Source organism: Corynebacterium kutscheri (genome assembly GCF_000980835.1).
Lineage (GTDB): Bacteria > Actinomycetota > Actinomycetes > Mycobacteriales > Mycobacteriaceae > Corynebacterium > Corynebacterium kutscheri.
Window position 1 is genome coordinate 2,190,159 of sequence record NZ_CP011312.1, and the last position, 13,596, is coordinate 2,203,754.

The following is a 13,596-nucleotide window of genomic DNA, read 5'->3' on the forward strand; positions in this document are numbered from 1 at the left end:
CTTTAACTTTTAACGACGAGGTAAAAAGCGAGTAAATAAAGCACTTACTTTAGTTTTTAAGCTTTTTTGTTTCTTTTCGGCTTTACGCGCATTACTACGTTGTCGAATTTCTTGCTCTATTAATGAAGCTTCTTCTGGAGTAGGTGCACTACCGCCCATGGACACAGGACGCCAAAAAAGGCCATCTTCAAAAGGTCCATATTCTTGGTCATAGGTAATACGTACTTCATCAAGCAAATTAACCATAGTTTCACGTAGACGCTTGGTTACTTCTTCTGGAGTTCCTTCAGTAGATACTGGCTTACCGACGCGAATCCATAACGGATAATGATTACGGCCAATGTGTTTGGGCAGCGCTTTTGTCCATACGCGCTGCGAGCCCCAAATTGCAATAGGTATCAAGGGAACTTGTGCTTCTTGGGCAATCCGAGCGGCACCAGTTTTTAGTTCTTTCACTTCAAAACTCATACTGATAGTTCCTTCGGGAAAAATACCCACTAGGTTACCGTCAGTTAAGCTTTTCACTGCTTCGACTAAAGAACTTGCCCCCGCTGAACGATCCACTGCAATATGGTTCATCATTCGTACTAGTTTTCCGACAATGGGAATATCAAAAATTTCTTTTTTAGCCATAAACCGCACTAGACGTCGACCACGCACATGAGGCATCGCACCAGCGTAAATGAAATCAAAATAACCAGTGTGGTTAGCTGCAAGTAATGCTGGACCGTCGAGTGGAATGTTTTCTGCGCCTTCAAGGTTAATTTTTAAACCTTGCCCACGCATCATAAGTTTGACGAGACCAATCACAAAAGAGTTATAAAACCATTCTGTGGATTCAACGCTATGATCTGGAACGCGGTCTAGGGTTGTCGGCACATAGAAAATTGATCTTTTTTCCCAACCGGGACGAGGCGAGGACATATATTTGTCTTACTTCCTTCTATCTACGCGCGCTATTTTTTGTCTTGTCTTTATATGCGTTGTAGCGCGCGTTTTACTGACTACGTAAGACAATCCCATCATCTTGTGATCCCAGGTAAAACTTGATTAAAGCGCTACCTGGGGGAATCTATTAAAACCTATTTCTTAGGTTCTAGAACTTCCTTACCGACGAAAGGACGCAATGCCTCTGGTACAACAACTGACCCATCGGCTTGTTGGTTGTTTTCTAAAATAGCAACCAACCAACGAGTTGTTGCCAAGGTGCCGTTCAAGGTAGCAGCAATTTGTGGTTTACCTTGTTCATCGCGGTAACGAGTCTGCAAACGTCGAGCTTGGAATGTCGTGCAGTTCGAGGTGGAGGTCAGCTCACGGAAAGTGTTTTGGGTTGGTACCCATGCTTCGGTATCAAACTTACGAGCTGCCGAAGAACCAAGGTCACCACCAGCAACGTCGATAATGCGATATGGCACCTCAATCGCTGAAAGCATGTCACGTTCCATATTCAATAGTGCTTGATGCTGGGCCGCTGCTTCTTCTGGTTTGCAATAAACAAACATCTCCAGCTTATCGAATTGGTGTACTCGCAAAATGCCACGGGTATCTTTGCCATAGGAGCCAGCTTCACGACGGAAACATGATGACCACCCAGCATATTTCTTTGGACCTGCTGAAAGATCAATAATCTCATCACGGTGATAACCCGCTAACGCCACCTCAGAAGTACCGACTAGATAGAGATCATCACGTTCTAGGTAATAAACTTCTTCGGCATGTGCTCCTAAGAAACCTGTTCCCTGCATAATCTCTGGCCGCACCAATACTGGCGGAATCATTAGTTCAAATCCAGCAGCACGTGCTTTTTGTGCAGCTAAAGTCAGCATTCCTAATTGTAAGAATGCGCCATCTCCCGTGAGGTAATAAAAACGTGCACCGGAAACCTTCGTCCCACGTTGGACATCAATAAGACCTAAAGATTCACCTAACTCCAGGTGATCTTTAGGTTCAAAATCAAATTTCGTTATTTCACCAACGTGCTCTAAAACAACAAAATCGTCCTCGCCACCGGCAGGGGCACCCTCAACAATATTGTTGAGCTGCATTTGCAATTGGTTCACTGCGGCTTCAGCAGCGGCCTGTTCAGTCTCAGCATTTTTTACTTTTGCTTTGAGTTCATCTGATCCTTCTAAAAGTGCCGGGCGCTCTTCTGGGCTAGCCTGACCAATCTTCTTGCCAAAGGCTTTTTGCTCAGCGCGAAGTTCATCTGCAATTTTGATTGACTCGCGACGCTTTTCATCGGCAATAATTAGTTGATCAACTAATTCTGGGTTTTCACCACGAGTCAATTGAGACTCGCGCACTACTTCTGGGTTTTCCCGCAAAAACTTAAGATCAATCATGCGTAGTAGTTTACCCTGTCTCATCTTTTCATCTGATCACTTTAAAACATCACATGTCACTTAATACGCACCACCCTATTTACTACTCTAAGACACCCATCGATCGTGCAAACATTTTCCGTCGAAAAGCGGCATACGTTGTGTTTATACCCAGTAGACAAGAGGCTTATGAAATTTTGGAAAAATTATCCGAATTATTCCGTTTTAATGACTGGTAATAACCACTGGCACTACTATGAGAAGTATGTCCAAGACTATTCAGGAGTCACCCACCCAGACCCTGACTGGTGGGAAGCGCATTCCAAAACATGCTCAACTCAGGGAAATACTTCTTGACCTGTGCCAAAATGAACTCAACCCTGGTGATATGCTGCCAGGAGAACGAGCTCTTGAAGAAACCTACGGGGTAAGTCGTATTACGGTTCGGCGTGCAATTGGTGATCTTGTTGCTTCCGGGCATCTTCGCCGGGCACGAGGAAAAGGCACTTTTGTCACGCATACGCCCATGGTTACCCATACAAGATTATCTAGTTTCAGCGAAGAGATGCAGCGGCAAAATATTAGGGCAACATCAAAAATTTTAGCTTCTGCCTGGGATGTACCAGATCACCGAGTATTAGATTTCTTCCATGCCGCCCCACATTCGCAGCATACTCACCTACGACGACTACGTCTTGGCAATGGTGAACCATTATGCATTGATGACGCCTGGTACAATGATCGTTTTGCGCCAGATCTTCTTGAAAACGACGTATATAAATCCGTATACGCGATTCTTGCTCAACGCTATCTCATGCCCATTACTCGTGCGGATCAAACCGTTACGGCTATCGCTGCGTCAAAAATAGATGCAGAAATTCTTAATATCCAACCCAAAGAACCGTTATTAATGGTGACTCGTTTATCAATCTCGAATGAACACCCCATTGAGCTGTGTGTTTCTTTATATCGACCAGATCGCTATGCTCTACATTCGATAGTAACTCGCCAGCAATACTAACTGCTAAGAGCTAAAAAACTAGTCTGTTTTTGGTGATAGTGGCATGATTGGAGGCACTATGAGTAATTTTTGGCGTTCCGCACTAGCCACCCGCACGATGCTTATTGCAGCACTCACCGTATCTGTGGGACTAGGCAGCTATAACTGGGGTACAACATCTGATACTATCCGCCCGTCAAATTCCTCTAGTAGCTCAAACACGAAGCAAGTTAATCCTGCTACTTTCACCACCGCAGATACCGGATCTTGTTTGACATGGGAAAGCACTGATGGTGTCATTTCTAATTTTGAGCAAACGGATTGTGCCGGCGAGCATCGCTTTGAAATTTCTTCCCGGGAAGATTTAAGTGCCTATCCTTCTTCTGAATTTGGTTCTGATGCAAGCATGCCGAATTTAACTCGTCAAGCTCAATTACGTGAAGAGCTCTGTTATAACTCAACAATTTCTTATCTTGGCGGAACCTTTGATCCACTAGGACGTTATTCGGTGGCTTCTATTTTGCCACCGGAGACGGAATGGGCTGCTGGTGATCGCACTCTTTTATGTGGGGTACAAGCAACCGATGATAACGGCACAGTAATTATGACTACCGGTAATGCTGCGAATCAGGATCAAGCCCGAACTTTTGCTGCTGGGCAATGTCTTTTTGTTGATGCAGCAAGTGCTACGCACATTGTTGATTGTGCCCAAGACCATCATTTGGAAATAACTTCGGTGGTTGATCTTCAACCTGCTTTTCCAGATCGTATCCCTAATATTGAGGAACAAGATGCACATTTACAAAGCGTGTGCACTCAAGCTGCCCTTGATTATTTAGGCAGTGATGATGCTTTGTATTACTCCACCCTGCAACCATTCTGGACTACGCTAAATTCTAATTCCTGGTCAGGTGGTTCGCATAGTGTGAACTGTGCGTTAACTAAAGCTACGCCAGAAAAAGGGTTTGCGGTTTTAAGCGGTAGTGCAAAAACTGGTTTTACTATTAATGGTCAGGCTCCAGAGTCTTTACCAGAGCGAGCCCCCATTGTTAATCCAGAAGCGTTAGCTTCCTTAGCACCGGCGGCAGAAAATGGTTGAAATCAGCAATGAACGCTTTGAGGAACTCGTCGATCAGGCACTCAGCGAGATTCCGGAATCAATGACCAAGCATGTCCGTAATCTCGCGGTACTCATTGAAGAATACCACCCAGAAAGACCTAGTATTCTTGGGCTTTATACCGGTGTAGCACTGCCACAACGCACTTTTGATCACACCGGTTTTTTACCTGATACCATCACAATTTATCGAGAAGCGCTCAAGGCCTATTGTTATACCGAAGAAGAACTAGTTGAGCAGACCCGCATTACGGTCATGCATGAAATCGGGCATTACTTTGGCCTAGACGAAGATGATCTCCATAGACTCGGTTATGGGTAAATCTCTTCACTAAGCTTTTCGACGATTAACCTAGCTTTTCGTTAGCCCATTGCAAGCAATGCCAGGTACCAAAATAATCCTGTGGTTCTAAAATAATCATTCCACAATTCTGCATATATACAGTACGAACAACTTCATCTGGTACATCAGAAGAATAGTAACCTGCAATCCGCATCGCAGCGCCATGGGTAACAACAAGATAGTCCTGGTCGGTTTCCATTATCCGACTAGCAAGAGTATCGAGTACTGGTTGAAAACGCTCAAGCACTTGCGTCGCTGATTCTCCACCGGGCATTGCGGTATCTGGTTGTCGATGCATCCAACCATACAATGCTTTGAGGTACTGCTCATGTGCTTCCTCGCTAGCAGATGCTTCATAATCACCAGCAAAAATCTCATGGATTCCGGGTGTTACTTCCACGGTAAGATCCAACCCACGGGCTTGGGTATATGATTGTGCAACTGCCACTGCGGTTTGTTGCGCCCGGAGTGCAACAGAGCAAAGAATCCCACCAAGATTTATTCCAAGATCAGCTAACTCTTGACCCGCTGCATGGGCTTGCTGCCTACCAATGACGCTAAGCTCGGCTCCTGGCGGGCGCGTATCTAAAATATGCGCCGCATTTGCCAAGGTGCGTCCGTGTCTTAATAAAATGATTCTTCCCATGGGTTACCGGTCTTTCTCGCTATCTGGTTTTCCTTCTCGAATACTGCGAACCCACCTATCGGCTTGCTGTAATCGATAGTCATCTCGCTCAAGTTCTTTTTCGCGTGCATTGGCATTATCTGCTGGCCAGGAACCTAAAAAATGTACCTGTTCACAGTGCATATACAACGCACGTAATGCTTCTGCTACCGGTAGATCATCAATATGCCCATTAAATTCCACATGGAATCGGTAGTCACCTAAACCTTGCGCAATAGGTCGCGATTCGATTCGGCTTAAATCCACCCCACGTAAAGAAAACTCATTAAGAGCTGACACCAGTGAACCAGGTTTATTAGGCAAAATAAAAACTACTGCAGTGCGATCTGTACCACTACGCGGCGCAGGCCGCCCAGCTGTGGAGACTACAACAAAACGAGTTCTTGCTCCTACTACATCTGCTACTTGGTCTTCGATAATTTCCAAACCATACTTGTGCGCAGCTAACCGTGGTGCGGCAGCAATATCTGCTCGCCCCTGCGCAACCTCAATAGCAGCCTGCGCATTCGAAGGTGCTGGAGAAAATTCATAGCTGCCAATATTATCGCGTAACCATTTTTTCACTTGTTGATGAGCCACCGGATGTGTAGTTACGACCGGATTTTCTCCTATGGGTTTCCCTGGAGATTTCATCACTGTAAAAGCAATTGGTAAATCAAGCTCGTCATAGATTTGTACTCCACATCCGGCAGCGAGCGCATCATAAGCCGGGGTGACAAAACCGTCCACGGAATTTTCAATCGCCACACACGCAAAATCTGCAGTGCCCTGACGTACTGTTTCAATGGCTTCATAGGGAGTTTTTAACGGTAGTGCCTGGATATCTTTGTCTCCAAAGCTACCTCGGTGAATAAACTTCTGCATTGCAGCCTCAGTAAAAGTTCCTTCTGGGCCTAAATATGCAACGACGACACTCATAGCCTCTAGCTTAGCGGTACGCTTATTTCATGTCCGATGCGCTTACTATGCTTCACAGTCGAATCGATGCCCTCGCTGATATTGTTGCTAACAATGATGCCAGTATTCACGGATTCGCGTACTTTGATGCGGCAGCTGCGCACGAAGAGGCTGACAAAGCATTTGCACAATCACGGCCTCAGCAGGACTTATTAGGCTGGATCATTCCAGCGAAAGATCTCTCAGATGTTGCTGGCTATCCCACGACTCTTGGTAATGTGCAACGCACATATCAGGCAATAGACACCGAAAAATTTATTCAAAACTACATTGCCCGAGGTGCAATCATTGGCGCAAAAACTTTGGCTCCTGAATTTGGACTGAGTGCCTATACCGAACCGGTCGGTTTAGCTCACCCAGTCAATCCATTGTTACCGGGGTGTACGCCGGGTGGTAGTTCTGGTGGGGCTGCGGTCGCTGTTGCGCGTGGATTTGTTCGCGCTGCTCACGGTTCCGACGGTGGCGGATCGATCCGTATTCCTGCCGCCTGTACTGGTCTTATTGGGTTTAAACCAGCACATAACACCTACCAAGCAGTTCCAGTTTCGCAAGGCTTTCTTACTGCCACGCTAGATGATGCTGCTTTTCTCTCCCGAATCACACCACGCAAACGAACACTAAAAATTGGTGTACTTACTCAACCCGTTCATGCAGAAGTGACTGTAGAAGAGTCCATGTTAGCTGCTGTAGATCAAGCAGCAAGTAAACTTTCCGCATATGGGCACAGCGTGGCTACCCTATCGCGCCCCTACGGCAACCAGCCTATTGAAGCTTTTAAAGATATTTTATGTTTGCGTTCTACTCAGATCACTGGTGAAGCATCACCCCTGGTGCACTGGTTACGTGAGCGTGGACATAGTATTAGCGAATCCCGTCGTAATGAGGCAATAACTGAATTTATGAGCGTTAAAAAGCAGTTACTCAGCGCGTGGGAATGCGATGTTGTGCTTACTCCTACGCTTGCCTTTACTCCCCCACCACTAGGCTATTTTTCTCAACTCGCCCCCGAAGAAGATTTTTATGCTCAAACTCAATGGACACCATGGGCAACTATGTTCAATATGTCTGGTGGAGCAGCACTTTCGCTTCCGCTGCCTACTACTAATGGCTACCCAATCAGCGTGCATTTAGGCAGTTTGCGAGTTAGTGGTGCCGAGCTTTTTGGACTAGCACAGCAATTACTCACCCCCTCACGCAACACATAACAGTACTGCGATTAATAAGGTTATTATTTTTTATTAAACTTAAGCCTTATTTTCGACTATCAAACATTATGTCTTCTACTTTTCTCTTCCCTCCTGGTTCAACACGGAATCGACTGCTGTGCGAAATAGCAATTGTTTTGACCATTACTTTTGGCATTTCTGGGTTGCGCAGCCTCTTCCGACTCATCGATGCCTTGCTATCGCCACAACCAATCAATGAGCAATCGGTTGCTATTACTACTTCCCAAGCAGATCATTCGTGGATTGATCTTGCCTTGCAATTATCCAGTGCAGCAGTACTTTTTGGTTGGGGATTCTTAGCACTTTATTTGCTGTCCGCACCACTTTTATTCACAACAAAAAACTCTGTGAGCAAAGAAGAATCTTCGCATCACTTGCTGGCACCAATTCTTCGCTTTTTTGCAGCTAAAGATCTCCTGCAGGGAGGCGCATTAGCTGCGCTTATTGGCTTCCCCGGATTGTTGTTATATGTCGCAGCAATAAAATTTGGTTGGTCAAAGCAAGTAATTCCAACCACTTTTGATCATTTATGGTGGGAAATTCCAGTCATTTTATTATGGTCTGCTGCTAATGCTTTTGCCGAAGAAGTAGTAGTCGTTATGTGGTTTATTACCCGGCTGCGTCAACTGGGTAATTCTGTGCCGGTAGCTATTATGTACTCCGCTATTCTGCGTGGTTCCTATCATCTTTATCAGGGGGCATCTGCCGGTTTGGGAAATCTCATTATGGGATTAATCTTTGGCTTCTTCTTCTATAAAACAGGACGCATCTGGCCACTTATTATTGGGCATTTAGCTATCGATGTTGTCGCTTTTATCGGTTATGCGCTCTTAGATGGAAATCTCAGTTTCCTTGGGATTTAATCCCATCTACATACACGTCTCACGCTGCTGAGCGGGATATATTAATGTGTTTTAATTCCCAAGCAGGGTAAGGTAACACTGGTAACAGTATTAATTTTTCATTAACTTTTTTCGCAATGACCGGGAGGAACGCGGTGGGTACAGAGCAACCATCTTTTCGGGATGAGTACGTCCTCGGTGCCGACGGAAAACCGATCCTTGATCGTTTTGGACGTCCTGTCAGGCGACGCCCCACGACTCAGCGCCCACCCCGACGCAATGGGCAACGTACTCAGCCACCGCATCAGGTGCAGCATAATGATCCGCCTCCCACTAGGTACAATAGTCAGCCAACGCGTTTCGACGGCTTTGCTGCACAGCAACCTCGCGTTAGTCAACAATCACGTCCTGCACAACAACCGCGTCAGTATATTCCTCCGACACAGCAGCGCAGCCGCAGCAGCTATGCTAGCCCAGCTGCACCACAATCTAGACAAAAAGTATTACCGCATAATGCCTATGCTGCACCTGCTCAGCCTCGTCGAAAGAAAAAGAATTTCCGCGCCTCCGGCTGCTTATCAATTTTTACCTGGTTGCTAGCAATAATTGTGGTGCTATCACTTGCGACAACCTTCTGGCTTGATTCAAAACTTAATCGCACTTCCGCTAAACCAGCTACCCAGGTAGCTAATACTGCCGGAACCAACTGGCTTTTAGTAGGTTCAGATTCTCGTGCGGGGTTAAGCGAGGAGGAAGTCCAGATTTTAGGTACCGGTGGGGATCTCGGTTCTATGCGAACCGATACCATTATGGTGCTGCATCTGAGTAAAGCTGGCGAAGCAACGCTTATTTCTTTACCGCGAGATTCTTATGTGAATATCCCAGGTTACGGCATGAATAAGATCAATGCTGCCTTTACTTTTGGTGGTGCACCACTCTTAATGCAAACTGTAGAAGAAGCTACTGGGTTACGCATTGATCATTATGCAGAGATCGGCATGGGTGGACTTGCACACACTGTCGATGCAATCGGTGGAATTGAGATTTGTCCTGCAGAACCGATTAATGATCCACTAGCTAACCTCAATATTCAAGCAGGTTGCCAAACTGTTGATGGTCCCACTGCACTAGGATATGTGCGTACCCGAGCTACTGCGCTAGGCGATCTTGATCGAGTACAACGTCAGCGTGAATTCTTTGCTGCATTAGTTGCTAAGCTCACTTCAACTGGCACGCTAGCTAATCCTTTCCGTATTATTCCCACGATTAATACGGTTGCTAATAGTTTTACGGTAGACGAAAAAGACCATATTTGGCATCTACTGCGGGTTGCTTTAGCTATGCGCGGCGGCCTGACCACTGAGACCGTTCCTTATGCCGGCTTTGCCGATTATGATGTCGGAAATGTGGTGCTGTGGGATGAACCTGCCGCCCAAGCTCTCTTCCAGGGGTTAAGTTAGTATTAGCCCTTTTTATAGGGTTTGATGTGTTTTCTGTCGATTACGCTCCACCCAAAAATCAGCGTTTTTGATTCCCAGACGCTCTGGATCAAAAACTGGCTCTTGTCCTTGTTTGCGTTGGCGTTGATAATCGCGGAAGGTTTTTAATGCTGGTGTCTGGATAATCAAAATGGCGATGATATTAAGCCATGCGGTTGTCCCGGCACCAATATCACCTAGCGCCCACGCAGTACCTGGAGTAGTAATCGCGCCAATAACTACTGAAAGAACTACCACTGTCCGTAAAAGCCAAATAATTGCCCGTCGGGCTGTCTTATTTTTTACCCACCGATTGAGATAGGCTGCATTGACCTCGGCAAGATAGTAGTAAGCCAGGATCGTGGTAAAAGCAAAGAAAGCAATGGCAATAGCAACAAAGCTTGCTCCTACCCCGGAGATTAAAGAGTCAAGTCCGGCCTGAACAAACCCTGGTCCCACCGCTATTCCATCGGCTAAAGAACCCGAGTAGATAACTGCACCAGCCTCCGTTTCTCCAGAAAAAACTTTATACATATCGGTAGAGATAATGATGAATGCTGTTGCCGAGCACACAAAAAGCGTATCTACGTATACCGAAAAAGCTTGGACAAAACCTTGTTGTGCAGGATGGGATACCTCTGCAGCTGCGCCATGGTGAGGACCAGTTCCTTGTCCTGCCTCATTGGAGTAAATGCCACGCTTGACTCCCCACATGATTGCAGCACCTAGTAATCCGGCAAAAGTAGATTCAAGGTTAAATGCTGAACGGAAGATTAATAAGAACACATCGTCGATTTGGTTAAAATGAAGCAGCATAACTACGACCGAAATCAAGATATATACACCGGCCATAAATGGAACGATATATTCGGCGAAGGTAGCAATACGTTTAATACCGCCGATAATAATCGTCAATAGCACCACCGCAATACATAGTGCTGTGATCCGGGTATCTACACCCCAGGCGTTACTCAGCGCTGCTGCAATTCCGTTCGCTTGAATTCCCGGAAGAAAGTAACTGGTAGCAATAATCATGGCAATAGCAAAAACTACCGCGTAAATCACCATCACTGGAGCAGCCTTAGTGTGCTGATATGCTTTTTCGATATAGAAGGCTGGCCCACCTCGATACTCACCGCTATCACGATCATGTTCTTTGTATATCTGCGCCAGAGTGCACTCAATAAAACTAGTTGCAGCTCCCAAACCAGCAACAACCCACATCCAGAACACTGCTCCGGGACCACCAAAAGCAATAGCTGTAGCGACACCAGCAATATTGCCTACTCCCACACGTCCAGCTAGTGCCAACATTAATGCTTGAAAAGAAGAAATGCCATTTTCCGACTTATCGCCATTTCGCAATTGACGCAGCATATCTGGCAAACATCGGATTTGTAAGAACCCAGTCACAACAGTGAAATACAACCCTGCACCTAGACACAAGAAAATAAGCGCTGGTGACCAAATGAGGGAACCTAGAGTATCCAAAAAACCAACCATAGTGCCCTCCATATCTCATAAAAATTATTTCTGCCCTACCGTGTTGTATAAAACCGCCGGATAAAAAGACGTAGCGCCTTATTACCGAGTACAAGAGCAGTTTTCTGTCCCCACACTATAAGCCTATTGCATGATAGAAACCGAATAATGCTCCCCAGAACCGTCTGTATATATCTCCTACTTCACTTGCTAGTTATTCAAAAAAGAAAAACCTCGACTATAAAACAGAACAAACCTGTTTAGTCGAGGTAAAAATCTCATAGCGCTCGCCGCGCTCTATCCGAGTAACTAGCGAATAGTTACCTGACGAGATTTAATATTTTCTAATTGCTTACGTTCTTGGGTCGTTAATGGTTCCTCATTATCCAACTCAGCATTAATCTTCTTATCCAATGCCAGAAGATCATCGCTGTAGCTATCAAACGCACGCTGCGGATCGAGATCCCACACTGGAACGGTAACCCCATGTGCCCGGAATGCACCAGCGAACTTGGTTTCTTCACCCAGTTTCAGCTCACCGCGTGCAGCAATACGTGCCAATGCTCGCAGTAGCTTCTCTTCGGCTTCATCTCGTACCCAGCGAATATGGGCTTTATCACCAGGGCAAACCCAGTACACCGAGCCAGCAACTGCACTATCAATCTTGCGCGAAGGAATAATGGAATCATTGGCAGCTTGTACCGCCTGGGCATGCATGGGATTCAAAGCGGTGCCTTCTGGAATCCACCAATTGAAATCATCATGGCTGACAACTTCAAAATCCTGCTTAGCTACCAGCACATCGGAAAGCGCCGGCTGGCTACCATCAGCAATACCAACCTCGAGTGTGTCACCTGGTTTCGCAGTTTTTACCCAATTCAATGCATATGCCAAATCACGGCCAGGATTATGAGTGCGATTACGCGTTTGCAACGCTACCAAGGCTTCCCCACCTGCAGATTCTTCACGAACAACTGCTGCTGCACCACCGGGAAGCACAGTTACTAAAAAGACCTCGCGGTCAATGTCTTTTACTTCAACTTTTGCTAATGCAGAAGGAACGAATTCCTGCATCGCAATGAGTTCCGTTTCAAAGGAAAACTCACCATATGGGCGCGGATCTCGCTCTAAAGCAGCTCGCTCTGCAGCGCGTGCAGCAAGTTTTGCCTGACGACGGCTCATGCCCTCAGGCAGCTGTTCGTTCTTCTTTTTCTTCTTAGCCATGCAATTAATCTACCGCATCATAAAGAAAGGCTAGCAACTACCTCGAGTCCACGATCAGGAAAATCCGTGGCTACATAATCTACTCCTGCGGTATAGCAGAAATGTAGCTCCTCGATTGTATTAGCCGTCCACACGTAGGTTTTTAGTCCCTGCGCACCTACTAATTCTACGTGCCGACGGGCACGTTCTACAGATAGTCCCAGTCCAGTTGGCCTGCTCAGTTGTATATCGCGTGGATTTACTCGTTGTTCCCAATCACGGCGAAGATAGTAGCGATCTATATCCGGCATAAGTTTTCGCGCCCGTCGCATAGCTAAATGGGAAAAAGAAATCAGGTGAATGCGCTCGTCGTGAAGCAAACCATGCCGCTCTAAGCACAGCGCAACAGCTTCTTCTACCATGCGTCCCTCAGCGACTGGGTGTTTTGTTTCAATATAGAGGTGTTTACCAGTGGGTAACACCAGATCAAGCAGGTCATCAAGTGAGACTGAATAACTTGTCAGTCCCTCAAACTCAATCGGAATGTGCCGGATTTCGGACATAGTCAAGGTAGAAACTCGTCGTGGATCACCTGCTACCCTTAAGAAATGTGCATCATGGACACAAACTAGTTCGCCATTTTTACTTAGCCGCACATCGCACTCGACGCCATGAATAGGTAGTTCCAGGGATTTTTCATAAGCCAACTCGCTCATTTCTGGAAAGCGCCCATTAAAACCCCGATGCGCGATAATCTCCATCAGTTCCCCTTTATATTTCGCCTAGCGCGATATGTTTTAATCTGTGTTTGAATCTGCTGTTCTCATTTTCCACTCATAACGCACCCAGCTACAACTACACCACACCCCTACAGACAAAAAATGCAGCAGCATGATCGTGAAATCAATGCTGCTGCACATGAAAATCGTTATTAACGACTAG

Annotated in this window: 13 protein-coding genes; 6 read left to right on the top strand and 7 right to left on the bottom strand. The window is 46.1% G+C overall.

Features of this window, described 5'->3' with window-relative positions; translation table 11 throughout:
• Positions 1–9: 9 nt before the first annotated feature.
• Together UL82_RS09800 and serS are read right to left on the bottom strand one after the other, a co-directional pair.
• Complete coding sequence (locus UL82_RS09800) at positions 10–924, bottom strand: lysophospholipid acyltransferase family protein (RefSeq protein ID WP_046440741.1); 915 nt, start codon at positions 922–924, stop codon at positions 10–12.
• A gap of 158 nt (positions 925–1,082) precedes the next feature.
• Positions 1,083–2,342 (bottom strand): serine--tRNA ligase, encoded by a 1,260-nt coding sequence (gene serS / locus UL82_RS09805; protein WP_046440742.1) that lies wholly within the window; start codon positions 2,340–2,342, stop codon positions 1,083–1,085.
• Positions 2,343–2,586: 244 nt separating this feature from the next.
• On the opposite strand from serS, the gene UL82_RS09810 reads away from it, so the two are divergent.
• The 3 genes from UL82_RS09810 to UL82_RS09820 are packed head-to-tail and all read left to right on the top strand — an operon-like array spanning position 2,587 to position 4,760.
• Positions 2,587–3,342, top strand: a complete 756-nt coding sequence (locus UL82_RS09810) for a GntR family transcriptional regulator (RefSeq protein ID WP_046440745.1) — start codon at positions 2,587–2,589, stop codon at positions 3,340–3,342.
• A 58-nt stretch (positions 3,343–3,400) separates the two neighbouring features.
• Positions 3,401–4,420 carry a septum formation family protein gene (locus UL82_RS09815; protein ID WP_046441525.1) on the top strand — a complete coding sequence of 340 codons (1,020 nt, stop codon included), beginning with the start codon at positions 3,401–3,403 and terminating at the stop codon, positions 4,418–4,420.
• Complete coding sequence (locus tag UL82_RS09820; protein ID WP_046440747.1) at positions 4,413–4,760, top strand: metallopeptidase family protein; 348 nt, start codon at positions 4,413–4,415, stop codon at positions 4,758–4,760. Before UL82_RS09815 ends, UL82_RS09820 begins: the two co-directional genes overlap by 8 nt.
• A 25-nt stretch (positions 4,761–4,785) precedes the next feature.
• On the opposite strand, the gene UL82_RS09825 is transcribed toward UL82_RS09820, so the two are convergent.
• Both UL82_RS09825 and pheA read right to left on the bottom strand, forming a co-directional pair.
• Positions 4,786–5,427, bottom strand: a complete 642-nt coding sequence (locus UL82_RS09825; protein WP_046440752.1) for a histidine phosphatase family protein — start codon at positions 5,425–5,427, stop codon at positions 4,786–4,788.
• Between the two features lie 3 nt (positions 5,428–5,430).
• A complete protein-coding gene (gene pheA / locus UL82_RS09830; RefSeq protein ID WP_046440754.1) occupies positions 5,431–6,384 on the bottom strand; it encodes a prephenate dehydratase in 954 nt (317 codons plus the stop codon).
• A 29-nt stretch (positions 6,385–6,413) separates the two neighbouring features.
• Here pheA and UL82_RS09835 point away from each other — a divergent pair, with 29 nt between their 5' ends.
• The 3 genes from UL82_RS09835 (at position 6,414) to UL82_RS09845 (ending at position 9,951) form a co-directional block, all read left to right on the top strand.
• The gene (locus tag UL82_RS09835) at positions 6,414–7,628 is read left to right on the top strand and encodes an amidase (protein WP_046440756.1); all 1,215 of its coding nucleotides are present in this window, start codon (positions 6,414–6,416) and stop codon (positions 7,626–7,628) included.
• Positions 7,629–7,696: 68 nt separating this feature from the next.
• Positions 7,697–8,512 carry a CPBP family intramembrane glutamic endopeptidase gene (locus UL82_RS09840; protein ID WP_046440757.1) on the top strand — a complete coding sequence of 272 codons (816 nt, stop codon included), beginning with the start codon at positions 7,697–7,699 and terminating at the stop codon, positions 8,510–8,512.
• A gap of 134 nt (positions 8,513–8,646) precedes the next feature.
• A complete protein-coding gene (locus UL82_RS09845; protein WP_232010957.1) occupies positions 8,647–9,951 on the top strand; it encodes an LCP family glycopolymer transferase in 1,305 nt (434 codons plus the stop codon).
• A 12-nt stretch (positions 9,952–9,963) separates the two neighbouring features.
• Here UL82_RS09845 and UL82_RS09850 read toward each other — a convergent pair whose 3' ends face one another.
• The 3 genes from UL82_RS09850 to UL82_RS09860 form a co-directional block, all read right to left on the bottom strand.
• The gene (locus UL82_RS09850) at positions 9,964–11,472 is read right to left on the bottom strand and encodes an alanine/glycine:cation symporter family protein (RefSeq protein ID WP_046440761.1); all 1,509 of its coding nucleotides are present in this window, start codon (positions 11,470–11,472) and stop codon (positions 9,964–9,966) included.
• 288 nt (positions 11,473–11,760) lie between these two features.
• A complete protein-coding gene (locus tag UL82_RS09855; protein ID WP_046440763.1) occupies positions 11,761–12,675 on the bottom strand; it encodes a DUF5926 family protein in 915 nt (304 codons plus the stop codon).
• Positions 12,676–12,692: 17 nt separating this feature from the next.
• On the bottom strand, positions 12,693–13,415 hold the full coding sequence (locus tag UL82_RS09860; protein ID WP_046440764.1) for a glycerophosphodiester phosphodiesterase family protein: 723 nt from the start codon (positions 13,413–13,415) through the stop codon (positions 12,693–12,695).
• Positions 13,416–13,596 lie beyond the last annotated feature (181 nt).

Excerpts from the sequence above, each read along its gene's own strand:
- UL82_RS09810 (WP_046440745.1), top strand. The coding sequence starts at position 2,587 with ATGTCCAAGACTATTCAGGAGTCACCCACCCAGACCCTGACTGGTGGG.
- UL82_RS09825 (WP_046440752.1), bottom strand. The coding sequence starts at position 5,427 with ATGGGAAGAATCATTTTATTAAGACACGGACGCACCTTGGCAAATGCG.
- UL82_RS09855 (WP_046440763.1), bottom strand. The coding sequence starts at position 12,675 with ATGGCTAAGAAGAAAAAGAAGAACGAACAGCTGCCTGAGGGCATGAGC.
- UL82_RS09840 (WP_046440757.1), top strand. The coding sequence starts at position 7,697 with ATGTCTTCTACTTTTCTCTTCCCTCCTGGTTCAACACGGAATCGACTG.
- UL82_RS09860 (WP_046440764.1), bottom strand. The coding sequence starts at position 13,415 with ATGGAGATTATCGCGCATCGGGGTTTTAATGGGCGCTTTCCAGAAATG.
- UL82_RS09835 (WP_046440756.1), top strand. The coding sequence starts at position 6,414 with ATGTCCGATGCGCTTACTATGCTTCACAGTCGAATCGATGCCCTCGCT.
- UL82_RS09800 (WP_046440741.1), bottom strand. The coding sequence starts at position 924 with ATGTCCTCGCCTCGTCCCGGTTGGGAAAAAAGATCAATTTTCTATGTG.
- pheA (WP_046440754.1), bottom strand. The coding sequence starts at position 6,384 with ATGAGTGTCGTCGTTGCATATTTAGGCCCAGAAGGAACTTTTACTGAG.
- UL82_RS09850 (WP_046440761.1), bottom strand. The coding sequence starts at position 11,472 with ATGGTTGGTTTTTTGGATACTCTAGGTTCCCTCATTTGGTCACCAGCG.
- UL82_RS09820 (WP_046440747.1), top strand. The coding sequence starts at position 4,413 with ATGGTTGAAATCAGCAATGAACGCTTTGAGGAACTCGTCGATCAGGCA.
- serS (WP_046440742.1), bottom strand. The coding sequence starts at position 2,342 with ATGATTGATCTTAAGTTTTTGCGGGAAAACCCAGAAGTAGTGCGCGAG.
- UL82_RS09815 (WP_046441525.1), top strand. The coding sequence starts at position 3,401 with ATGAGTAATTTTTGGCGTTCCGCACTAGCCACCCGCACGATGCTTATT.